22 protein-coding genes and 2 pseudogenes are annotated in these 24,704 nt (G+C 37.1%); 9 read left to right on the forward strand and 15 right to left on the reverse strand.

Annotated elements, in window-relative coordinates; all coding sequences use genetic code 11:
* The first annotated feature begins 258 nt into the window (after positions 1-258).
* The 4 genes from C9J51_RS00090 to C9J51_RS00105 all read left to right on the forward strand — a co-directional run bounded on the left by C9J51_RS00090 (position 259) and on the right by C9J51_RS00105 (position 4,019).
* Entirely contained in the window at positions 259-981 is a 723-nt protein-coding gene (locus tag C9J51_RS00090; RefSeq protein ID WP_045040578.1) for a glycerophosphodiester phosphodiesterase family protein, read from the forward strand.
* Between the two features lie 352 nt (positions 982-1,333).
* Positions 1,334-2,683, forward strand: a complete 1,350-nt coding sequence (locus C9J51_RS00095) for a cation:proton antiporter (protein ID WP_045040577.1) — start codon at positions 1,334-1,336, stop codon at positions 2,681-2,683.
* A 169-nt stretch (positions 2,684-2,852) separates the two neighbouring features.
* Positions 2,853-3,578: a DUF4336 domain-containing protein gene (locus tag C9J51_RS00100; RefSeq protein ID WP_045040593.1), complete on the forward strand. Its 726-nt coding sequence runs from the start codon at positions 2,853-2,855 to the stop codon at positions 3,576-3,578.
* Positions 3,579-3,743: 165 nt separating this feature from the next.
* The gene (locus tag C9J51_RS00105) at positions 3,744-4,019 is read left to right on the forward strand and encodes a hypothetical protein (RefSeq protein ID WP_045038668.1); all 276 of its coding nucleotides are present in this window, start codon (positions 3,744-3,746) and stop codon (positions 4,017-4,019) included.
* Between the two features lie 24 nt (positions 4,020-4,043).
* On the opposite strand, the gene C9J51_RS00110 is transcribed toward C9J51_RS00105, so the two are convergent.
* Positions 4,044-4,913, reverse strand: coding sequence for a LysR family transcriptional regulator (locus tag C9J51_RS00110; RefSeq protein ID WP_045038667.1), 870 nt, complete (start codon positions 4,911-4,913; stop codon positions 4,044-4,046).
* Positions 4,914-5,028: 115 nt separating this feature from the next.
* Between C9J51_RS00110 and C9J51_RS00115 the strand changes: the two genes are divergently transcribed.
* Both C9J51_RS00115 and C9J51_RS00120 read left to right on the forward strand, forming a co-directional pair.
* Positions 5,029-6,096: an HlyD family secretion protein gene (locus C9J51_RS00115; RefSeq protein WP_045040576.1), complete on the forward strand. Its 1,068-nt coding sequence runs from the start codon at positions 5,029-5,031 to the stop codon at positions 6,094-6,096.
* Positions 6,097-6,148: 52 nt separating this feature from the next.
* On the forward strand, positions 6,149-7,177 hold the full coding sequence (locus tag C9J51_RS00120; protein ID WP_107274767.1) for a DUF2955 domain-containing protein: 1,029 nt from the start codon (positions 6,149-6,151) through the stop codon (positions 7,175-7,177).
* A 352-nt stretch (positions 7,178-7,529) separates the two neighbouring features.
* On the opposite strand, the gene C9J51_RS00125 is transcribed toward C9J51_RS00120, so the two are convergent.
* The 9 genes and pseudogenes from C9J51_RS00125 to modA all read right to left on the reverse strand — a co-directional run bounded on the left by C9J51_RS00125 (position 7,530) and on the right by modA (position 14,164).
* Positions 7,530-8,300 (reverse strand): DUF2971 domain-containing protein, encoded by a 771-nt coding sequence (locus C9J51_RS00125; RefSeq protein ID WP_082301522.1) that lies wholly within the window; start codon positions 8,298-8,300, stop codon positions 7,530-7,532.
* Positions 8,301-8,456: 156 nt separating this feature from the next.
* Positions 8,457-8,822 (reverse strand): hypothetical protein, encoded by a 366-nt coding sequence (locus tag C9J51_RS00135; RefSeq protein WP_045040575.1) that lies wholly within the window; start codon positions 8,820-8,822, stop codon positions 8,457-8,459.
* A 136-nt stretch (positions 8,823-8,958) separates the two neighbouring features.
* Positions 8,959-9,606 carry a hypothetical protein gene (locus tag C9J51_RS00140; RefSeq protein ID WP_045040574.1) on the reverse strand — a complete coding sequence of 216 codons (648 nt, stop codon included), beginning with the start codon at positions 9,604-9,606 and terminating at the stop codon, positions 8,959-8,961.
* A gap of 553 nt (positions 9,607-10,159) precedes the next feature.
* Entirely contained in the window at positions 10,160-10,627 is a 468-nt protein-coding gene (locus C9J51_RS00145; protein WP_107180346.1) for a helix-turn-helix domain-containing protein, read from the reverse strand.
* Between the two features lie 30 nt (positions 10,628-10,657).
* Positions 10,658-11,011, reverse strand: coding sequence for a type II toxin-antitoxin system HigB family toxin (locus C9J51_RS00150; RefSeq protein WP_045040573.1), 354 nt, complete (start codon positions 11,009-11,011; stop codon positions 10,658-10,660).
* A gap of 152 nt (positions 11,012-11,163) precedes the next feature.
* Positions 11,164-11,324, reverse strand: a pseudogene (locus C9J51_RS19675) (Bor/Iss family lipoprotein); the annotation flags it as partial.
* Between the two features lie 79 nt (positions 11,325-11,403).
* On the reverse strand, positions 11,404-12,504 hold the full coding sequence (modC, locus tag C9J51_RS00160; RefSeq protein ID WP_045040572.1) for a molybdenum ABC transporter ATP-binding protein ModC: 1,101 nt from the start codon (positions 12,502-12,504) through the stop codon (positions 11,404-11,406).
* Entirely contained in the window at positions 12,504-13,193 is a 690-nt protein-coding gene (gene modB / locus C9J51_RS00165) for a molybdate ABC transporter permease subunit (RefSeq protein ID WP_045040571.1), read from the reverse strand. The genes modC and modB overlap by 1 nt, the downstream gene beginning before the upstream one ends.
* Positions 13,194-13,393: 200 nt before the next feature.
* On the reverse strand, positions 13,394-14,164 hold the full coding sequence (modA, locus tag C9J51_RS00170; protein ID WP_045037883.1) for a molybdate ABC transporter substrate-binding protein: 771 nt from the start codon (positions 14,162-14,164) through the stop codon (positions 13,394-13,396).
* Positions 14,165-14,467: 303 nt separating this feature from the next.
* Between modA and C9J51_RS00175 the strand changes: the two genes are divergently transcribed.
* Positions 14,468-15,874, forward strand: a complete 1,407-nt coding sequence (locus tag C9J51_RS00175; protein WP_107180344.1) for an amidohydrolase — start codon at positions 14,468-14,470, stop codon at positions 15,872-15,874.
* Positions 15,875-15,964: 90 nt separating this feature from the next.
* On the opposite strand, the gene C9J51_RS00180 is transcribed toward C9J51_RS00175, so the two are convergent.
* Positions 15,965-16,594 carry a class I SAM-dependent methyltransferase gene (locus C9J51_RS00180; RefSeq protein WP_045040570.1) on the reverse strand — a complete coding sequence of 210 codons (630 nt, stop codon included), beginning with the start codon at positions 16,592-16,594 and terminating at the stop codon, positions 15,965-15,967.
* A 174-nt stretch (positions 16,595-16,768) separates the two neighbouring features.
* Here C9J51_RS00180 and C9J51_RS00185 point away from each other — a divergent pair, with 174 nt between their 5' ends.
* On the forward strand, positions 16,769-18,823 hold the full coding sequence (locus C9J51_RS00185; protein WP_107274768.1) for a hybrid sensor histidine kinase/response regulator: 2,055 nt from the start codon (positions 16,769-16,771) through the stop codon (positions 18,821-18,823).
* Between the two features lie 69 nt (positions 18,824-18,892).
* Here C9J51_RS00185 and C9J51_RS00190 read toward each other — a convergent pair whose 3' ends face one another.
* The gene (locus C9J51_RS00190) at positions 18,893-20,041 is read right to left on the reverse strand and encodes a M12 family metallo-peptidase (RefSeq protein WP_107274769.1); all 1,149 of its coding nucleotides are present in this window, start codon (positions 20,039-20,041) and stop codon (positions 18,893-18,895) included.
* 296 nt (positions 20,042-20,337) lie between these two features.
* Positions 20,338-21,505, reverse strand: a pseudogene (cqsA, locus tag C9J51_RS00195) (alpha-hydroxyketone-type quorum-sensing autoinducer synthase).
* 211 nt (positions 21,506-21,716) lie between these two features.
* On the opposite strand from cqsA, the gene C9J51_RS00200 reads away from it, so the two are divergent.
* Positions 21,717-22,373 (forward strand): HAD family hydrolase, encoded by a 657-nt coding sequence (locus tag C9J51_RS00200; protein WP_107274770.1) that lies wholly within the window; start codon positions 21,717-21,719, stop codon positions 22,371-22,373.
* A gap of 114 nt (positions 22,374-22,487) precedes the next feature.
* Here the strand turns inward: C9J51_RS00200 and C9J51_RS00205 are convergent, their stop codons facing one another.
* Positions 22,488-23,057, reverse strand: a complete 570-nt coding sequence (locus C9J51_RS00205) for a PqiC family protein (protein ID WP_045037877.1) — start codon at positions 23,055-23,057, stop codon at positions 22,488-22,490.
* A 2-nt stretch (positions 23,058-23,059) separates the two neighbouring features.
* A complete protein-coding gene (gene pqiB / locus C9J51_RS00210; protein WP_045040566.1) occupies positions 23,060-24,700 on the reverse strand; it encodes an intermembrane transport protein PqiB in 1,641 nt (546 codons plus the stop codon).
* Positions 24,701-24,704 lie beyond the last annotated feature (4 nt).

The following is a 24,704-nucleotide window of genomic DNA, read 5'->3' on the forward strand; positions in this document are numbered from 1 at the left end:
CACAAGCGCAGTGTTATTCTCAATAAAATGACGCAACGGGCGAAGATACTAATCCAATCCACCACCAGATACAAAACCAATTACTTAAAAATAGTCAGCTTGACGACAAAATAGACTTAACCACTGTTGGCATACGCTAAAACACAACAATTGAGATATCATTATTCGTATTTAAACACTTGCGAATTAAAGTAAAGCCAATAAAATTTCACCCGTAACTCTCTATGTTGAGAGAATAATATGTAGGTTGGAGAAGTGATGATTGCAGGTCACCGTGGCGCGCGCGCAGTCGCCCCAGAAAACACATTAATATCTATGAAAGCAGCTGCTGATGCTGGCGCTACATGGATAGAAACGGATACTCAACTTTGCGATGATTTAATTCCCGTTATTATTCATGATAAAAGTGTTCGTCGTTGTACCAATGGTTCAGGAAGTGTTCGTCATAAACCACTCGCTGAATTAAAACAATTAGATGCAGGAAGCTGGTTTAGTGCTGAATTTGCAGATGCTACTATTCCAACGCTAGTCGAGTTACTGCAAGCTTGTGATGATTATGGACTCAGCCTCAACCTTGAAATCAAAGTTCATTATGAAGACGAGGTCGAACTGCAAGTTCTTAAAACTATTGAAACGATTAAAGATTATGGTTTTGATACTAATAAACTGATCCTTTCTAGTTTTTCTTATAATGCGGTTAAGCACTGCTTAAAACTGTGGCCAGAAGTTCGTCGTGGCTTAATCATTGAAGACTGGGTGCCAGACATTGCCCGTTTAGATGCCAAACTTGATCTCTACAGTATTCATTTAGATCATCATTTACTGAATGAAAAACTCGCTAAAGAAATTACTGATGCAGGAAAAGTGCTTCAAATATGGACCATGAATGATCCTCAACAAGTGGATAAATTTACCCGTTGGGGTGTTAGTACTATTATTAGTGACAATCCTGGTTTATTAATTGCTGCGGCAAAAGCATAACATCTATCATCTTCATCTATTGTTTACGAGCTAATGGATTGTTAAATATTAGCTCGTAACAACTTTTTATTGCCTTCCTTCGTTTTAATTACTTCAACCTGCCCATTATTTTTCATCTCTCTTTTATCTTTTTATAAACATAATTTTATCACTACTAAAAATGGAACTTTACATTCCAAAACAATATAAACAATTTATGTTTGATATCATCAAAATATAAAAACATATTTATAGAGAATATAAATTAAACCCCGTTTATTTATAACTCTTTTTTATTACACACAACATCAGATAATTATGCTAACAGCTGTCCAACGACAACTTATTTGATACCTAGTGGAGCACATTATTCATGTCAGCTTATGACACCGTCTGTATAATGGCAGCCGTTGCTGTCTTTATCTCAATTATTAACCACCGTATCGGTAAGTTTCAACCGACTATTGCCATCACTGGCTGGTCAATTGCCATATCACTGACTCTCTTAATATTAAGTAAATTCGGCTATATTCCTCGTAATGAAGAGCATGAAGTCATTCAGATGATACAGGCAGTCAACTTTGATGACTTCTTACTAAAAGGTGTTCTAGGCTTCCTTCTTTTTGCTGGTGCATTAAACATTAAATTGCCTCACCTTAAAGATCAAAAATTTGAAATCACATTTTTAGCACTGATCGGTACCCTATTTTCAACCTTCTTTATTGGGATTGTGTTATGGGCGCTGTTTAAACTTTGTACTATTGATGTTGATTTTATTTACTGCTGTTTATTTGGTGCCTTAATTTCACCCACCGATCCTATTGCCGTATTAGCTATCGTTAAAAAACTCAAAGCACCACAGCGTATTTCAACTCAAATAGAAGGCGAATCACTGTTTAACGATGGTGTTGGCTTAGTTATTTTTGTTACCTTATTTGAAATTGCATTCAGTAAAACTGCCCCAACAATCTCTAGCACCGCGCTATTATTTGTTCGTGAGGCTTTAGGCGGCATTGCATTTGGTGCCGTTATTGGGGTGGTGTTCCACTTCTTGATTAAAAGCTCACATGACAATATGTTCCGCTTAATTTTAACGATCTTAATCCCAACATTTGGTTATGTCGTCAGTGAACATATTGAAGTCTCAGCACCGCTTGCAATGGTAGTTGCGGGTATTATTATTGGTAACTGGACCCGTAATACCCTATCCGAAGAAGCCGCTCATCAAATATCACATTTATGGGAACTTGCTGACGAGATTTTAAATGCGGTTTTATTCTTATTGATCGGCTTAATGATGATCACGTTCAATTTCCATGCGATTGATATCGTAGCGGTTGTGATAGCTATACCATTAGTCCTATTAAGCCGTTACCTCAGCGTTAAATATGCTTATAAAATATTTAACCGCTACCGCACCTATAACCCATTATCGATTAAAATATTAACGTGGGGGGGATTACGTGGTGGCCTAGCTCTCGCAATGGCAATGGCAATTCCAAGTGGGATCCCTATTGGTTTTAGTCCTGATATTGATGTGAAAGAGATTATTGTATTAATGACGTATGCCGTGGTTATTTTCTCTATTATCGTGCAAGGTTCAACAATCACACCAATGATTCATAAAGCCAAAGAAGAACAAGCAAGAATGGATCAAGCGGCAACCAATGCTACATCAGAAATAGCCGCGTCGAGTACCACAACAGAAACAACCAACAACTAGTATCACACCGACGCGAGTCTAAATTGTACAATCTAATAGCCACTGTTTATTACGGTGGCTATTTTTTTATGTTGTTATTTATAATGAACAAATATGTAACAAAAATATTGACCGTCGCTAAATTAATCATATGATGATCATTACCTATTGATTAATCGTTATGATGCTTATGAGCAAAAATCACACTCTTATTGAATGGAGTAAAGATCGGATTTGGTATTATGATATGCCATACCGCGTAGCGGGTGCGCCTATGGGTCACCGAATGACGATTATTCGATTAGATAACAACAAACTCTTTATCCATTCCCCGATTGAAATAACACCTACCTTACAGCAGAAAATTAGCCAACTAGGTGAAATTGCTTATGTGGTAACACCAAACAAAAATCACAATATTTATCTCTCCGATTGGTGGTTAGCTTACCCTCAAGCTTATTTCTATGCCCCTCCAGGACTCATCCATAAGCGTAGCGATCTCACCTTTGATGATGCGCTGGGCAATAAAACACCACTTCATTGGCGAGGACAACTATTGCAAACGGTGATTCGTGGTAGTGACAGGATGGAAGAAATTGCTTTTTGTGATCCACTCTCAAAAACACTGATTGTCGGTGATGCTTTAGCATGGATGGTAGACAGTCATCACCCTCTTACTTTTGCGCTTTCTGTTATTAATGGCTGTTATTTTAAGCCAGCAATGCCATGGTATTGGCGGATCACTTTTCAAAATCACACTCAATTACGCCAATCAATTCAAGAAATCCTTACGTGGCCTTTTGAACGTATTATTTTATCTCACGGAAGAGTGATCGATAACGATGCCAAAGCCCATTTTTCCACCGCATTTAGTTGGTTAATGCCACATAAATTAAACATCACAATGTCCCAATAAATATAAAAAATGTATTTATCGACAATTTAAATCTGTAAGCATTAATTTATGTGCAAGATCAATATTACTCTTATTCTGAAGGCGCATAGTAATAAAACCACAGGGACAAATCGCCCTTATTTACTCTTTTAACAATAACAAACCGTCGAGGTTAGGAGTTAATTAATGAACCTTTTTAAACTTTATTCTCGAGACATTCTTGGACTTAGTGTCGTCGGATTTTTTATATTAAGTATTCTCGGTGTTATTTTTGGTACCATTGCATTATTCAATTATGCTAGCGGTAATACCGTATTAGCCGCATCAAATATACATCTTGCGTTATCACATATCCTCTTTGTCATTCCCGCATTGATCATTGGTCATTATATCAACCGCCCTTCTTGGGTCGCAGCCGTTGATAAAATTAAATTTACACGTGAAATAAATAATCATTCATAGTATTTAACATCAAAATCATCCTATTTATGATTGATCTGCAAATTTCTCACGTAACAACGTTACCATTGCGCGCGTTTTTTCAGGTAAAAAACGCCGTGATGGATACACAACGGTCATCATAATATCTGAGAAATTAACATCCGTTAGCACTTGCACCAACTTTCCTTGTAATAAAGATTCTTGCATTAAAATATTGGGCAATAATGCAATACCTTGTCCAAACACAGCCATCTGCTGAATCATATTAATATCTTCAGACATTAACCGTAACCGCGTCCCCTCTTGTAGCAAGGTTGAATTATAACGACTGGCTAATAACCAATGTTGTTGTAATTCTGCAATTGTTTTTGGCTCACTATGCTGTTTTAAATATTCTGATGATGCAAATAAACCATTACTTGAGGTTAAAAAAGCTTGTTGTACATAATCTACATTAATAATTTCAGCCATATTCGGTAGTAACTGTAGATCAATATTTTCTCTTTCTAAATCAACGCTTTTCTGTAGATAGAGTAACTCTATTCGCACCAATGGAAACTGGTTCGCGTAAGTATCTAAGACTTCAGCAAACATCGGTGATGAAATAAACGATGCTGTCGCAGCTAAGCGTAAAACGCCTTGTAAACTGTTTTGCTGACTTTCAAGTAAATTAATCGCGTGATTCACTTCCGTTAATGGCTGATTAATATGCTGATACAATAAGCGTCCATTTTCGGTTAATTCTATATGGCGCGTGGTACGAATTAATAACTGGCAATGGAGCGCTTTTTCTAATTCTTGTAAACGGCGGCTAATTTTAGATCGTTGTAATCCATGTGCTGTTGCAGCCGCACTGATCCCGCCATGTCGTACTGTTAGCATAAATAAATACAAATCATCCATTGATGCTTTCATTAGTCCTCCTTACATTGTCCTATATTTAACGCACAAGTGTGACATTTGTCGCAGTATTCAATCAAGTTAATTCTTCTTATACTGATCAGCTTGATTGTGATCACTGGAATATCTCATGCCTAATTCTCATACTACTTTTCAACATTGGATGCGATGTCTAATCGTTATTTTTATTCTACTTATGGCCTACATTGTTATTGCCGATAGATATGTACCGTTAACCAGTGAAAGTCGTGTGCAAGGTTATGTAGTACAAATTGCACCCGAAGTTTCAGGCACAATTACACAAGTTGATATTAAAAATAATCAAGCCGTTGTAAAAGGCGAATTACTGTTTCGTATTGATGATCAAAAATACCGTTTAGCGGTCGATCAAGCACAAGTGGCTTTAGAGCAAGCACATCAGCAAGAACAAGCGCTGTATGCCCAAGCCAGTGTTGCTCAAGCCAATATTGCCACCAGCCAAGCTAATTATAATAATGCTCATAATGACTTTAATCGAATAAACAAATTAGCTAAAAAGAAACTCGTTTCTGCATCAATGCGTGATAGTGCTTATGCTAAAAACCAAACAACCCAAGCTAATTTAGCCGCGGCGAAACAACAAGCGGTGGTAGTACAAACCCAGTTAGGGCCTAAACACGGTCAAAGTACTGTTGTACTTGCGGCTGAAAACACCTTAGCCCAAGCCAAACTGAATTTAGCCCATACACAAGTAATAGCACCAAGTAATGGCGTGATCACTAACCTTCAAGTTGATGTAGGCACAATGGCAAATGCTAATCAGCCAATGTTAACCTTTATTCCAACCGATTCTATGTGGGTAGCAGCAGACTTTAGAGAAAAATCTATCGCTAAATTTCATTCTCATTCTATGGCTTATGTCGCCTACGATGCATTACCGGGTCAAGTATTCCCATTAACTATTAATAATCGTGACTTTGGTGTCGCCGCAGCACAACAAGTAGCGAATGGACATCTAACAAGTATTGAAACCAGCAACCGTTGGGTACGTGATGCACAGCGAGTACGTGTCAATTTCATCAGTCAGCAACCTTTACCTCCACAGTTATTTGTTGGCTCACGTGCCACCGTTGTTGTCTACCCGAAAAACAATCTGGTATGGCAGTTGTTAGCTAAAATAGAAATCCATTTAGCCAGTGTGCTGCACTTTATTTACTAAACCAATATCAATAAGTAATGCGATAAGTAATTAATTTTCGGAGTCATAACTTATGAAAACAATGCGACTTTGGTTTGGCTGTGTCGTAGGCTTAGCTATCAGTATGATCTTTGGTTGGTCATATGGGTTTTTTATTGCCTTATTGCCCATTAATATCATGATGAATTCCGATCATTGGCACTGGGATAGCTACGTACAATTAGTGGTGGGTGTTATTTGGGTTACACTTGAAGTAAGCTTTATTAACGGTTTTTTCCAATCATCCCCCCTACTTTTAACCATTATTGTTGGCATATTCTTTCTTGAAAAATGTATCGCGATGAGCCATAAAAGTAGTTATTTATTTGGCTTTATTGGCCTACTCGTTGGTTCGATAGCACTTAACTTTGCCAGCTACAGCAGTTTTGATTTAGAAGACTTTTCAATAACGTTATGGTGTAGTGCGATTGTAACAGTGCCTATCTGTGCGCTGGCTTATTATTTTTTTCCAGAACCCACAACTGAAGCAACAATAGATACTGTAAGTGACACCACCAATAATGTTCAACGTTACGATCATATCGGCATGATAAGACAAACCGCACTGGGTTGGATCATCGCTATGTTGGCGTTTTTGGTATTTCAATTTGGCGATCTGAATGATTCATTATCAGCGCAAGCATCAATATTGATCGTACTGTCACCGATGACATTAATTGGCTCACTGGCGGCATCAAAAATACGTATTATAGGCACGTTTCTAGGGTGTTTAGCGGGGTTATGTATCCAAATAGGGCTCTATTCCTGGGCTGATAATGGCATACTTTTCATTATAGCTTATGCTATTGCTGCGGGATTTTTTTGTTCTTGGCTCGCCCTTGGCACCATCAAATCCAGCATTGCTTTTTCGGCTATGTCAGCATTAACGGTTCCTTTGACAACATCACTGATTCCCGATCAAAAAGATGCGGTATTTGCTATTTTTTATCGCTTTAGTTCTATTTTGGTTGCTGTCATTTTAACCTCAATGGCTATTTGGATTATTCATCATTTTCTAGTACGAGTAATCAAATCACCTAATGAACATTTTAGTCACAGCTAAGATTTGTTGATACAACCATAACTTGATATTGGCTCTTTTTATACCTGAAGTGGATTATAAATTGGGTCACAACGTTAATGTTCTGGGTATAAGGGCAACTAATTCAAATTGCGAGGGGGGGGAATCAGCTTCTCACTTTGGGGCATTTTTTAGTTAGCCGTTCTGACTAACTAAAATTTGGACAAATTTGAGCTAGCCATTCGAGCTAGCTCAATTTTTGGACATAAATGCGTTAGTGCAGTTACTCTAATGTGCTTATATCAGATTAGAAAAAGTATCTTAAAACCTTAAGCGTTTGTTAGTTACTTTCTAAATTTTGTAGTCAGAAACTTCTAAGTTCCAAGTCCCTTCTTTACGACGTACTAATTCGAACATTTACACCACTTGATTGCCAAGCTTTGCGGATATTAAGGTAATCATCTTTATCCATACCTAAGCGGGTAACATTACTGTAGCTAGAACAACCTAAATATGCTTCAACTATTGATTCTTTGGGAATTGATAAGCAATACAGTGGTCGCCCCAGAATTGTTACTTGATTCCATTTTCCGACTTCATTCTCAAACTCACATGTTGAGTAACGAGATTTATGAGAGCCATTAATATTTTTTACAACCCTCACCTCCTCTTCGTATCCCCATGTTAGATCTTTCATGAGAAACGCATTTTTAAACAGGTCATAACTATGATGTCTGAAACACTTATATTCTGTTCCTACAGATATTAATGACTCAACACTTGAAGTCGGGAGCATGTTTTGTGGCATAGTTGATGTGTAAACTATCTCGCCATATTGCGCGGGAATCACACATGAGTTTTCATCCAGCAAGTTAGCCTTTTTCATATCAATGCCAATAACGACACCTCTGTGATCATCACCATAATGTGACCACATCATAGGATTAAGCGGGTTACGCGTAAGAGACAACACACCATAGTTACGACTTAAGCGATTACGGTGTGGATTTTTCTGTAGCTTACTACTTAATGTTTCTGATTCTTCAAAACAGATAGCTGTACCTTCAAATGGATCATTAAGGTCTTCTAAGCAAGAAAAACCTATTGAGTCATTTTTCATTACCTTTGAAGCAGACTGAAATGACATATATTTATAAAGAATCATGATTAACCTATTTCCTCGAAATCACTAATGTCCAATTAATGTGTGAGGCTCGCAATACCGATGCTTCCGCATGCTACCTTAATCACTAAAACCAATGCATAATAAAAATGCTACGTGTGCCGAATCACTCTTAAACAGATTGCTATGGCTTTGAGCTTATTCGCGCATGAAACTATCTCGTGCATCGGAGTCACTATTAGCATTTCCTTGGCAAGCTTCACATAGAAAAGATTCGTTTTGGTAGCATTCAACCAGATCTTCATCGTCAAGGATATTTGGACACTCGTTCTGATCTTCGCCAAATAAGCCTTGGTATCCGCTACAAGGCACATCTTCGACTAGAGGTCGAACAGCATTATCAAATACCCAAATTTGGCGACCAACTAAAGCATCGTACCCACGATCATCGACAATTAACGCCGCAACTTGCACTGATCTTTCTTCAAGTCCCATACTTTGAGCACGTTCTACCAATAAGTGTTCATGATTTTCGATAATCTCTTTTAATGCATTTACGTTCATGTTATTTCCTTTTATTTGTATGGAATTAGGGAAAGCCATAACGCCTGCATAACACGTTTGCTACCATGCAGATTAAGCTCAAATTTACCATCTAAACCTAGAATACCGAATGTAGCAAATCGTGTTGATGCATCTGTTAAGCGCACCACAAATACATAGGTACACTCCAACCATACGCCAATGCATTTTTAGCAAAACCGTTGTCTTCTATTTTAAAGCCACAAGCTTCAAAGTACGGAATTTGTTCATTAGATGAAGTTGTTAAAGTGATTCGCGCAATATTGTTTTCTTTACAGTACAGTTTGATTTTTTCAAGATGGAAAGCGAAAAGGTTTAATGATTTAAAGTAATGTAATTCATATTTTTTGTTCTTCTCCGTCACAGGCTTATAAGGATCATAAAACACAACATCGGCAATATATAAATCATTTGGATACATTCTACAAAGTGACAATTGTATACAACCTTCGCTATTTATATCAGGGTCATCCACTTTTGCATATGTAAAAGATAAATCTTGAATTACCTTTCGTTTAATAACTTTCTCTACTTTTTGATAAATTAGAGGGTTCTTATTATCAAAATCAGCAGCTAGTTTCTGTGGGTTAACCTTCACTCCGGATTCAACAAATAACATCCAAGCCTGAGCACCAATCTCAAACAATATATTTGGATCTATTCGTGCTATTTCATTGATACTTTCCATACCAAACTGTTTAAAACTGACACTTTTATCAAATTTTTCTTCGATTTTATTTCTTTGAATTATATCGTGTAATTCCATACTTTCCCCTTATGCACTTAACAGCTTATTAGTAAGTACTCTTATTTTCACGCAAAAGAATGCCCTAAATCCCGATAATCATAATCAATTTAATTCATAATTATCATGAGATTGGTTACATTATTTTGCTTTAAGGTGTTTTTTGGGGAATGTGGTAAGTAAGGAATGTTGCTAATCAGTCAAAATTACTGCATCTAGTTATAACGAAACAGGTACACAGCCAATAAAACTAATTCAAAATCACGTTAATGTAATATGAACGAGTAAAAGCACTAAGTAATTTTGGGGCAATTATGAGTTAGCTTAATAGCTAACCCATTTGTGATCACCAAGCGATTCTGTCGTACCTTAACTACCAAGCGACTTTAAAGCTCAAAATTGATCAAACTTTTTTGTATCTGGACAATTTTTATTGTGGTCGATCAGACTATCTTGTTAGCCGACAGCTAACCGAGAATATTGAGATAGTGGCAAGAGTCAGCGCGGTGATTAAAGGCCAGATAAAACAAAACCGCCATGCTCGGCGGTTTTATTAGCGATAGCACGGCGGCTATTAATCAATGAAGGTTTCAAAAGGTAAATTGAAATACTCACTGAAGCCTTTTGCTTGAGCTAAATTAATAGCTCTTTTGCCATTTAAAATATCGCTGATCACGCTTTGAGGCGCGATATGTTTTAAATCAGATTGTTTAAGCTCCTTAATATCCATCAAGCCCTTTAGCATTTCTACAGCGGGAACTTTAGGCATAATTAAATGGTTCGTTTCAAATTCTTCGATGCGGTCTGAAATTGCATGGGCATAAACCATACAAACATCAGTTTCAGAGGTCGCCATATCCATTAGCTCGTCCATTAATTCAGCGCGTTCTAGCACTTCCGCTTCAGTTTCAATTGGTTTCGTTGAATAGTTAAATAAAATTAGGGCATTCTGTGCGTAGTCACTTAGGACATCTGACATTGCCTCAAACATGCCGCTTAGATTTGCGGTGTTCAATCCAACATTTTCATGGTGTTTAATCATAACTGCTCCAAAATATACGGAGGTGATTACTTATATATGACTTTTAATCCATTTGTCATAATCTGCGTGAGATAAAATCTCACGAATAAAAATCTTGCTGCGAGTGCTATCAATACGAGCCAAAATACGACAGTCGTTCTTATGAACGTCAAAAATGTAAAGGTCGTAATTGTCACCGTTAAAAGCCGTTTCACCTACTTTACGTGCAGGGACACGATCAACATTCCAGCCACTTTGTGTACGCCAAAGATCTTTAATTTGAGCAAAAGATTCAAACTTTAAGCCTGCTCGATTGAATGTCTGTTGCCAGAGAGTCAACCCAACCCGCCACTGTGGGTACATCAACATTGCCTGTTTAATTCGAGTTGTAGTGATGATCCGCACGCATATTAACCCTTTGCTATGAATTTTAGACCAGATTATCGCAAAGTGCGATATATAGCAATATGCGATATGGCTTGTTTTCAGAAATGAGATGCAACAGGAAAGAAAAAGCCTCCACTGCTGGAGGCTTGGTATGATGCAAATACTGACTATTACTTACAGAATACGCGAGCTTGGCGTGGTGTAATGTAACGACACTCAATAGACCGTTAACGAACGTTTGTTGCACTTCAACTTTAGCAACATTATCGGCACCACCACATAGCTTCGCAGCATCAACAGTTTTATGTTGACCAATACCTGAAACGAAAAATGGCTATGATTTATTTAATTCAGCTGTTTTTGTTTGTGATGCTGGTGATATTATAAATCATACTGTTATTTATAACATTTTAAGCTAAATCATCTTTGGTGACACTGACACCTTTTATCTGAGCAAAAACTTGATCACCGACTTTAAGTGCTAATTCATCTGCTGCCCATGCAGTAATATTGGCCCACAAATGGGTTTCACCAATACGTAATTTTACTTCCACGCGCTCGTCTTCAGCATGATGAATTTTATCTATCCTTGCCGCAAGAATATTACGAATACTGCTTGCTTGAGGATAATGGCGAGCAATGGATACATCATTAGAAAAAATACGGACGCGTATCCATTCTCCTCGCTGATGAGGTAACTGTGTCACCCATAATGAAGCATCATGACTCAACATCACTTGAGTTAATGCATAACGGGAATGGTTAATATTGACCCGCGCACTTAATAGTGAACTCTGCTCTTTTGCAGGCAACCACGGCCGCATTTCAGGAGAACTCCACACAGAATTCACATGCCCTGAAATCAGTACCTTGCCTTGGTTTAACATCACCATTGAATCCGCTAAGCGTAGAATCTCATCTAAACTGTGGGTCACATAAATAATCGGTGTATTAACCTCTTTGGCTAACTTCTCCAAATAAGGCATCAGTTCTTGCTTGCGTGGCATGTCTAATGACGCTAAAGGCTCGTCCATTAATAACATATCAGGCTTGGTCAATAATGCTCGCCCAATCGCTACCCGTTGTTTTTCACCACCAGATAACGAAGCGGGATAACGTGATAATAACGGTGCAATACCTAATAAATTAACCACATCATCAAAATGTTGTTGATCGGTATGTTTAACGCCGTAATTCAAATTACCTTTTACCGTATAATGTGGAAACAAACGCGCATCTTGAAATACATAACCAATATTACGTTTATCAGCACTTAACGCTATACCTTGCTGGCTATTGAATAAGACACGATCACCAAGCTGTATATAGCCATCGTCAGGATGACTTAACCCACTCAGCACATTCACTAATGAGGTTTTTCCTGCGCCCGAGCGTCCAAAAATAGCCGTAATACCCTGCATAGGAACATCAAGATCAATAGCTAAAGCAAGATCACCTAATTGCTGAGTAAAACACATTTTTAATCGCTTTTGCGCTATGTTAGTGCTCATTACACTGCCCCCAATCGTTTTCTCGCCACACGAGTTAGCCATTCAGACGCAAACAATGATAATAATGCAATCACAATAGCGACGATACATAACCTTGCCGCTTCACTTTCCGCACCGGGGGTTTCAATAAAGGAATACATTGCTAAAGGAATGGTTTGAGTTTGACCCGGTATATTAGACACAAAAGTGATCGTCGCGCCAAACTCACCTAATGCACGCGCAAAGGCTAGAATTGTCCCTGTAAGAATGCCAGGGATCATTAATGGCAAAGTGATTGTCATAAATACTCGAGTAGAAGAAGCGCCTAAAGTACGAGCCGCTTGTTCCAGTTTTTTATCAACACCTTCTAAGGCTAATCGAATTGAACGCACCATTAATGGAAACGACACCACCGCGACAGCAAGTGCCGCACCTCGCCAACTAAAGCTAAAGGTAAAGCCAAACCATTCATAAAGCCATTTACCAATAGTACCTTGACGCCCCATAGTGATCAGCAATAAGTAACCAATAACCACCGGTGGTAACACTAATGGTAAATGAATCAGCCCATCTAATAATGACTTACCCCAAAATTGACGACGAGCCAATAACCACGCACAACCAATTCCTAATGGTAAGCTGAAAATTACCGCGACACTGGCAATTTTTAAACTTAAATATAACGCTTCTAATTCATATTCAGTAAGCACTAACAACAATCCTGTAAACTTTTATTCGTTATAGCAATAGCATAGGTAATCATTGGCCGTCAGTCAGCAATGATTTGATTTCTGTGCCTTATTCGCTGTATTTTTAAACATAATCAAAAATAAAGCATAAAAGGCACTAAGCTTTCACTCAGTACCTTATCATTGACCCATGACTATTATACGTTTAACAAACCGCGCGACTATTTTGTAACCTGATCAAAGCCATAAGATTTAAAAATCGCAGCGGCTTGAGGCTGTTGTAAATATTGATAAAAGCCTTTTGCAGCTGGCGTCACATTGCCTTTTACTAGTGCCATTGGGTACACAATCGGTTTATGTGAATCGGCTGGGAATTGATACACTGTTTTTACTTTTTTAGAAATTTCAGCATCCGTTTTATAGACAATACCTAATTGGGCTTCCCCTCGTTCAACTAACACCAGCGCTGAACGCACATTATTGGCACTGGCTAATAATGGTTGTGCTTGTTTCCATAATCCTAAAAATTCTAATGCTTGTTTTGCATAAATACCAGCAGGCACATAGTTAGGATCACCAACAGCTAAACGGGTACCATCTAATGCTTTGGCTAAATTCCAATTAGCACTTACTTTGATTTTATTTTGTGGATACGCCAAAGGAGCAACCATCACTAAGCTATTTCTAACGATATCTTTACGGGTATTGGCCGCTATTGCCCCTTGTTGCTCTGCATAATCCATCCATTTTTCATTGGCTGATAAATAGATATTAGCCGGTGCGCCTTGGCTAACTTGACGCGCTAAGGCTGATGATGATGCAAATGATAATGTAGTTTCAACCCCCGTCTGCTGTTGATATTTTGCCGCAATAGCATTTAACGCATTGGTTAATGATGATGCAGCGAAGACAGTAACATTATCAGCAGCTAAAGCGGGTTGTGCAAAAAGAGATAATACAGCAGCAGTAATAACCGCAGATTTAAGTGACATAACAACCTCCATAATATTTCGATATATAGTAATGTACATATCGACATTTACCAAGTATAAATTTTATGCCCAAAAGTAATATTTACCCATATAAGCAATCCACCATCCAATATTAAATATGCCAAAATCAAACAAGCAATCGATTTCTATTTGCAAAATTGAGCGTTTTTATGCCATTTCTGAGTTACATTCATCACTCCAACAAGATCTTGATCACAAATAGAAGTAATCAATAAAATAGTTATTTTCATTCATTTATTGCACTGTATTATCGGCGAAAATCCATCGGTTCGGTAATTCACTATGTTTAAAAAAACGTTACTTGCTGTTTCTCTTGCTGCTACTTCGCTTATTAGCACATCAGCTTATGCCATCGAAAATGTTGATTTGTTAATAAAAAATGCGACAGTGCTCACCATGGATCAAGACAAAACTGTATTTGATAATGGTTTAGTCGCAGTAAAAGGCAATAAGATTTATGCCGTTACTGATGGTTCGAATATAAGTGAATACAAAGCAATCAAAACCATTGATGCGGATGGTGATATTGTTATGCCTGGCCTCATTAACTCCCATACTCACGCATCAATGACCGTTTTTCGCTCAATGGCCGATGACGTGCCCGATCGTTTACACCGTTATATTTTCCCGCTAGAAAAGAAACTGGTTTCGCGTAATATGGTCCGTATTGGCGCACAACTTGGCAACGTAGAAATGCTTAAAGGTGGCGTAACAACTTACGCTGACATGTATTACTTTGAAGATGAAGTGGCTAAAACAGTCGATCAAATAGGTATGCGTGCCATCTTAGGCGAAACCATTATTCAATTCCCTGTGGCAAGTGCTAAAACGCCAGAAGATGGTATTAAATACACGCTCAACTTTATTGAACAATATAAAGATCACCCGCGTATTACACCAGCATTTGCACCACATGGCCCATATACTAACTCAACTGAAACCCTGCAAACCATTGCTAAACTATCGCTAAAACATGATGTGCCCGTAATGATGCACCTTGCTGAATCTGATCGTGAACGTGAAGTGATAGCTAAGCGTTCAGGCGGCCTATCGCCGATTAAATACATGGAATCGATTGGCGCACTTAATTCAAACTTCTTAGCCGCGCACGTCATTGATGCTAATGATGAAGATATCGCTATTTTGAAAAAGCACGATGTTGGTGTCGCCCACAACATGAGTGCAAATATCAAATCAGCCAAAGGCGTCGCACCTGCATTGAAAATGTTTAACGATGGGTTACGTATTGGTTTAGGCACTGATGGCCCGATGTCAGGTAACACCCTAAGCACGATTGATGAGTTTAACCAAGTAGCTAAAATACACAAACTCGTTAATAAAGATCGCGCGGCAATGCCTCCTATCAATGTAATTGAAATGGCAACCATTGGCGCTGCACGTGCATTACACATGGAAGATAAAATTGGCTCTTTAGAAGTGGGCAAACTGGCTGATATTATCGTGATTGATACTAAAGCACCCAACATGATCCCTGTTTATAACCCATACTCTGCCTTGGTGTATTCAGCGTATGCAACCAATGTTAAGCACTCAGTGGTTGACGGTAAATTGCTTATGGAAAATCGTAATATTCTGACGGTGAATGAAAAAACAGTGCGTGATGAAGCATTAAAATTTGCTGATGTCGTACGTAAAACTGTGGTTGAAAGTGGCGAAATCGTACAATAATACTTGCGATAGTTATTTAGAGAAAAGAGTGTTCAGCACTCTTTTCTCTGCTTTATGCTTAGTTCTAGCATGTAAGCGATATAGCGCTAATTACTCAGGTGCTATACGCGCAATACCTCTAATGGTTGGCTGCACGACGGCAATCATTTTGCGCATTTTTTCATATTGAATATCTTCAATCACAAAGCCTGCATCAATAATTGACTGCTCTGTATTTCGGTTAAGATGGCAATTATCTGCAACTCGACGCCAAATAAAATTCAACCGTTGTTGCCAATGATAACAACGAGAATTTGGCTCAGCAGCAACATGCTCTAAAAAAATAAATCGCCCGTTTGGTTTAAGAACCCGCTTAATTTCTTGTAATGACGCAGCCACATCTTTAACAGAACAACACACTAATGACACAAAGACATAATCAAAAAAATCATCATCACTGTCAATATGCTCAGTTGAGCACGATAATACTGTCGCTTTAATTTTCGATTGTGAACCTAATTTTTGCTCTAATTGCATTCGCATATGTTGATCAGGCTCAGACAAATAGAGCGCTAACGAAGGCTTTTGTGGATAAAGACCTAAACTCGCCCCTGTTCCCGCGCCAATCTCCAATACATTACCATCTACGCTTTCAAGCAAGGTTCGACGCCATTCAACCAAACAAGCTTCTTCGGTATATTTCATTACATTGTCGTAAAATAAAGCGGTAAAGAAAGACATTAAAACGCTCCAAAATGATAAGTCGTCACCATAACACTTTAAAAGTCACAAACAGAGTTTTTAACTCATCTTTATTAGTCAACAATTAGCAAGCACAACAAAAAGTAAAAACTTGCTAATGATTCACCACACAGATAATATTAACAATAGTCATCCATATTCACGTGAAACAAAATGAGCATTAAGCAAAGAATAACCAGCGCTTACCGTTATATTGAACCGAATTTATTTTTTATCGGGCTATTTGGTAGTATAGGTTTCCCTGCTTATTATTTTATTTGGACTTATCTCTTTCCGCAGCCTTATGAAAACTTACCATTACGCTTAGTCTGCGCATTCCTCTTTTTACCCTTTGCTATTAAATCTTACATGCCAAGCCTATTTTCTCGATATAAAGAGAAACATTTTGTTTTCAGTATTTGCTTTTGTTTGCCGTTTTTCTTTTGTTATATGATGATACGTAATGAATGGACCGTTGAATGGATAATGTCTTTTATGGCTGCCATCTTTTTATCCATTATTATTATCTATGATTGGTTGCTTATTCTGATATTTACCACAATAGCAGCATTCAGTGCCGCAGTATTGGGGTATATGTCGATGTCAAATATTGGCATTGGATTTCATTACTCATACCTGGTTGTCTTCAGCTTTTCTTATTTAACCGGTATTTGTTTTAATTATCGTAATCGCATTGAAATCGAGAGCAAACAATTATTTTCACGTTCATTTAGTAGCGGTATTGCTCATGAAATGCGAAATCCTCTTGGTGCTTTATATGCCTCTCAAGAAGTCTTGCTAGAACTGCTTCCAGAAACGTTAACAGATGATCCTCAACAACACCGTCTAATATCTAATGCCGAAATACACAAATTACGTGATATCATTCAAGACAATATCTCTATCATAAACAATGGCCACAGCACCATAAATCTGTTACTTAGTTCGATTGATAGTCAAAAAATATCACCACATTCTTTCCATTATCTTTCAATTCACGATGTGGTTAATAATGCACTTAATGTATATGGCTACCAACAGAAAAGTGACAGAGCATTAGTGTTTTTTCAAATAAACACAGATAATCTGTTTTTTGGAAATGATATTTTATTACGCTATGTTTTCTTTAATTTATTAAAAAACTCTTTTTATTACAAAGACAAACCAAACTTTAAAATTATCATTTCTGTTTATAGTAAAAAGAATGAAACGATTATAAGTATAAAAGATTATGGTAAAGGCATTCCATCATCGTTAATTAAAAATATTTTCACTGAATATTATACGTCAGGGAAAAAGAATAATACGGGCTTAGGGTTATCTTTCTGCAAAAAAGTCATTAATGCCTTTGCAGGAAGTATTGAGTGCTATTCAACTGAGAATATATCTACAACCTTTATTATTCGATTACCAATGATCACATCACCTATAATAGATAAAATACAATATGACTTAATGAGTACAAAGAAAATATTATTCTTAGGTAATCAGCCACAACAATTAATAGATATTAATCATCTTGCATTTTTTTATAACTTCAAACTCCATTCTAAAAAAACACTTAATTACGATATCATAAATATTGATAATAATAATTATGATTGTATTATCATTGATCTAACATCAATAGAAAGTAATTTATTAACTAAACTCTATAATCATATAGCAACAACTACGATACAAGTCATCTTTATCCGTCACAAAGATGATGTGAAAAAACTAATACTTTCAAAAACACACCAACCTTATTTATTCGAATATAATCATGTTGATGAATTACAAAAAAAATTAACAACACAAATTTTCACAAAAAAAACGTCCCATAATATCTCATTAAAAACAATATGTTCAACCAAAGCTAAAATAATGATCGTTGATGACAACATTTCATTACGCTTATATTCTGGAATATTATTAAAAAATGCTGGCTATGATGTTATTGAAGCTGATAATGGACGCACTGCCCTCACTTATTTGCAAGAATCTACCGTTGATCTCATTTTAATGGATTCACAAATGCCGATCATGTCAGGTATAGATGCAACGAAAGAAATTAGAACCAATCGCCAATATTCTTCGCATAAAGACGTTCCGATTATCTGTTACTCAGGATCTTTAGATGAAGAGCATAGAGAACATTTAATGCATATTGGAGTCACTGATTTTTTACTAAAACCATCTTCAAAAACAATCTTACTAGATACTGTTCATAAATGGTTAAATGATTAAACGGTTAAAATCAGCATTAAAAAGTAGATGTTATTTTTATATACACCTACTTTTCACCTAACCACTTAATTACATTATTTTACGACGGCCATAAGCCACCAGCGACATCATTATCACCCAAAATAAAGACAAGCTACCACCTGAACCTTCTTTTTTGTCATGATTTAATGGCCACTGTGTATTGTGATCCAATAGGTTAATATCCGTTGGCACTACTTCATCTTTAGTCACGGCAACTAAGTACGTACCTTGGTTAGAAGCAGCATTATCAAACAAGGGATATACTTGATCAAAAGGTAATGTTAACGTCGCAGTTTTACTACCTGCGCTAAACCACACCTCTTTAGGTGCTAGAGCGGCTTGTTGCTTACCACTGACTTTAGTCGCAACATAAACCATTGCTTGCTGCGCGTTATCAATATCTTTGCTTCTAGTAAGTGTGACTTCAAATTGTTGGGCATTGATATCTTCGCGTACTACCGCGGCAAGTGTTTGAACGTGAGTTAAATCAGTTAGGCCTTCTTTTGCTAATGCCGTTTTATTGAGCAAACTCACTACATCACCACTACCTTGATCACAACCCGCTTGACCATTAATAAACGGTAAGCCATTTGCTGAGTTATAGCTGCTAAAGCCAGACATTAAACTGGTTGTTCCTTCCGCATTACATTGTTTGGTGCCGTAAGCGTTTTTAAACAGAGCATCAGTACTACCAACAGTATTCGCCTCAGTATGCTTAGCGCCAAAAGTATGTCCAACTTCATGAGCATAAACAAATTTATAACGGCTATTTATTACACTATCAGCACTTAGGATCAATTGAGCATTATTCATTGATTCTAGATCTTCAAATCCCATTGGTGAGCGTGCATGCCCCTTAGTTGTATTTGAAACCTGTGATGCAAAAGTCGTTAGCGTATTATTAATAATACTTGGGTCATTTGCGATCATTTGTTTAATATTGTCAGACACTTCTTCAATTGTCTCATAAGGATAATCAAGATAACTAATAGTAGCCGGTGACAATTTAATATCAATATTATAATTATTCCAAACTCGATTCGCTTGCTTAATATTTTGATAATGACCAACAGCCCATTGTGATGCAACTTCTGTATGAGCAATCTCTGTAGGTAAAATTAATGGTGATTCAAAATCAGCAGCATTTACACTTCCTGTAAACATAGCTAATAATAGGCATAATTTTTTCTTTTGCATGAATACCCCTTAAATAACATATGCATGTTTATTTAATTTCGTTAAATAATTAATCGTTAATCTTGTAATAAATACTACAGCGGCAAAAAACAATATCAACAACTAATTAAAATAATCGTATTCCTTACTCATTAAAGTATTAATATTGACTCAAAAATACATTGGAAGTATATATTTAATAATATAAAAATCTGTATAATTAAAAACAAATAAGCCTACTAAATACTATTAGCAGGCTTAATATTATTTACTATTTTAATACCATCTATTTAACTATTAGAATATATTAGTAATAATTATGATGCTAATTCAATTTTCATCAAATAACACGCTTTTAATATAACCTCTATTTCTTGATCGGTTAATTCACTATTAACAGAAAAACGAATAAGGTTTTTATTTTTTGGTGTTGCAGGCGCACAAAAAACAGAACCAAAAACATTCATATTTTCTAAATGATCACGCATTATTTCAGTATTGTCTTCATTACCGGTTTCAAGGGCTATAATTTGAGATTGGCTTTGAATATTAAATCCAAGTTGAATTAAGCCATAACGTAATTTGTCAGCTTGCTCTACCAATCGTGCGCGGCGATCATCACTGTTTTTAATCACATTCAATGTCGCCTCTAATACCGCAATTTCATGGGGTAATAACGCAGAACTAAAGATAGCTGGACGGGCAACAAACGGTAATGCTTGCCCAATTTTGTTACTACACAATATCGCCCCTGCGCGATAAGCAAATGCTTTCGCTAAGCTAACGGTTATAAAATCCACATCATCGGTTAAACCTAATTCTGCAACGAGCCCTGCACCTTTTGGTCCATGCGTACCTAATGAATGTGACTCATCAACCAAAATAGCACAACCATAATCTTTGGCTAACGCGACAATCTCAGTTAAAGGCGCGACTGTACCTAAGGTACTGTAAACAGAATCAACTAAAATAAGTCCTGGGCCATTACGCTTTATTAGCTTTTCTAAATGACGAATATTATTATGTAGAAAGCTATGAATCTGAGCGTCCGCAACCCGAGCCCCTTCCCATAATGACATATGAGCAAAAAAATCAATGTAGACAGGTGTATTTATAGGTAAGATCGTCTGAATTAATCCCACATTTGCCGCCCATCCAGATTGAGATAAAATACAATGCTCAAACCCAGTATAACTTGCTAACTGATGCTCAAATGAATGATCATCTTCTTTATGTAAAAATATAGCCGACATAACAATGTCTTTTTTATTATTACTAAGCGACTCTATATATGCTTCTCGAATATGATCATGATTAGAAATGGCAAGATAGTCATTACTCTGTAATAAAACACCATTTTCTGTCGGTTTTTTACCTAATACTAAATGTTGTTGGTTCTTTCTTGGATAAATAAGCTCTTCTAGATGAAATTCAATTTTTTTTTATAAAGTCAGGTAGTGGCTTAGATAGGTTATGGTTTGTCATGATATATTCCTTTTTAATTAAAATAATATTATTTACATATGTATAAATAACGAAGATATATTATTATCAAATAAAAAATACACAACCTATTCTTTAAATACCCCATAAAATTATCATCATAAATTAATTATTTATGTTTATTATAAATAGTCTATTCTGGGTTTTAATATTATGCGAAACTGTCTAACAAAATAATCACACTGAGAATATGATGAAATATAGTGCAGCAATTTTTGATATGGATGGATTATTGCTTGATACCGAACAAGTGTGTATGACCGCCTTTAAACAAACATGTATTGAGATGAATATTCCCTTTAAACAAGATGTTTATCTCTCTATTATTGGACGTAATCAAGCTGGGATTAAACCTATTATTGAACAAGGCTACGGTAACCTATTGGATTATAATGTTTTTCACCCTCGCTGGATGCAACGTTACCTTGCCGTTGTTGAACATCAAGCTATTCCGGTTAAGCAAGGTGTCATCGCATTATTAGATTGGTTACAAACGAAAAAGATCCCCATGGTTGTCGCCACGTCTACTCACAAAACTCTCGCACAGAAAAAACTTCATCTCGCAGGACTATCAACATATTTCTCACACATAACCTGTGGCGATGAAGTAACTCAGGGTAAACCTAATCCGGAAATATATCTTCTTGCGGCACAACGTCTACATATTGAACCTAATCAATGTATCGCCTTTGAGGATTCAAATAACGGCGTTAAAGCGGCAGTCGCTGCCAATATGGCTACGTTACAAATTATCGACCTTGTAGAACCTGATACTGAAACTCGCGCTTTAGGACATACTATTTTTAATACTATGGATGATGCATTAACGTTTTTACAAGCACACCAATAAAGCGGGACTCTCTAAGCTATAAATACCCCTTTCATAAGGTAGCGCTACCATACTAAAAGTAATAAAAAAGCCCACAGGCTATTAACCTGTGGGCTTCTTTTTAAGTGAATAAACTTACTTCACAGCATTTGCTATTTGCGTTGTTAATTCACCAACAGCCGTTGATAAAGCTTCAACCTGAGCACTGTAACCATTAGCCGTTAATGGCACACTAAACTCAAATGGATGTACTGTTTGTAAATCACCACTTGCACCAATAATCATCCACTCACCCGCAACGTTAGCAACGCCGGTATATACACCATTAAACTGGTTAATACGTACCTGTAATCGCGGGGCTCCCGTCGTTGATAATGTCGGTGTTAACTGTGTCGCCCACAACCGATGTTGCTTTTGGCGCAAATCATGAGTAATACGACGGGTTAACTGTTTTGCTAACGCCTCACCCCATAAATTTTGCTGAGCTTCCACGATTTCGGTTGCCGACGTTTGATACACTAAACCCGTACCCGATAAATGTGCTGCCACTTCAACCGGACGCACAATCAATAATGGTTGATTATTAACATGCGATACTGTCAATGTCTTACCCGCTGGTAGCAAGAAGGTATTCACACCTTCAGGCGCACTGCTACAACCCGTTACGGCTAAAGTAGCCATTGCGATGATTAACCACTTTTTCATTATTAACGACCTCCAACAGGTACTGGATCTTTTGTTTGCTCATCACCAAATACAAGTGAATTTGGTTTTTCATTTAGTTGGCGTAACACAGGCTGTAACTCAGTCATTACTGCTTCAAAACGTGTTAAGGCGCCTTCAAGGTTTTGATATGGTGCAGCATCAGGACCAAAACCATTAAGTGTTGTTTGAATCTGCTTCAAGCTATCACGAACATCACCAGGTAATGCTTGGGTATCTTTTTGCTTTAACAAACGATCTAAATCATTGATCGTCGTTTGCATTGTTGCCATGGTTTTTTCAGATGTTTTTAACGTTGCTGTCATTGAATTTAATGTATCTTCAACAGGCAGTTTATTAAATTTATTCAATAAATTTGTTAGCTGTTTTTGTACTTCAGCTAAATCGCCCGCTTTGGTTGGGAAGATATCATAACCATCATATTCCAATGTCTTAACTGGCTTTTCACCTTTATAGACATCAGTGCCAATATACAATGCACCCGTCAGCAAATTACCCGTTTTCAATGTTGCCCGTAAACCTTTCTTAAATTCTTTTTCAAGGTTTTCATGTAATGACGTTAATGTACCTTCATCGGTATGATCATAAACACGACCAAGATCAATTCGTACTAAGACTGGAATCTGCTTACTCGTGAAACCTTCTTGGCTTGTTGGTAAACGTAATGGCACTTTTTGTACCGTACCAATTTGAATACCACGATATTCAATTGGAGCACCCGCTTTTAAACCGCGAATAGATTCACTAAATAACATTACAAAATCAAGATGTTGTTCAAACATTTTCTCACGAACTTCAGCAATATTGTTATATAAACGATAATATGATTTTTGCTTTAATTGTAATGAGCCTTGATCATCAGCTGGCGTAGAGAATGTTACCCCACCTGTGATTAACGATTCTAATGAGCCAATTTTAACATTAAAGCCTTCCGCTCCAACCTTAACTTGAACACCAGAAGCTAAAATGAAATTACTGCTTGTGCGCACTAAGCGATCATAAGGTTCAAAAATAAATAATTGATAATTAGCACGTTTACTGTTGATATCAAAACCAACTTGTTCAACACGACCTACCGTAAATCCATCATAAAGAACCGGATCACCAACGCCTAACTTACCCGCTTGACGACTGGTTAAAATAACCCGTAATCCTTTGGCATCAGCAGGAGCAACTGGTGGGACATCTAACGCAACAAAATGATGCTTGTCCTCTTTACCTTCGCCCGGTTGCATTTCAATATATGAACCAGAAAGAAGCGTATCTAAACCTGACACACCACCTTTACCTATGCGTGGCTTAACGACCCAAAATAGCGTGTCATTTTTAAGCATACGCCCAGTATCATTATCCATTTGAGCCGTCACAGTAATGTAACTATAGTCTTCACTTAATTGGACTTTAGTTACTACGCCGACTTTAACGTTTAACGATTTAATCGCGGTTTTACCCACTTCAATACCTGAGGCATTAGGCAGCCGAATCGTAATCACAGGACCTTGACTATTTAGATATTGAATAAACATCCAAAGGCCAATACCTAACGCAACCAACGGAACAATCCATATTGGTGATACTTGTTTCAAACGTTGCACTTTAGCCTCAATCGGCTGGTTATCACTCATAATC

This window comes from Photobacterium iliopiscarium (assembly GCF_003026395.1).
Taxonomy (GTDB): Bacteria; Pseudomonadota; Gammaproteobacteria; order Enterobacterales; family Vibrionaceae; genus Photobacterium; species Photobacterium iliopiscarium.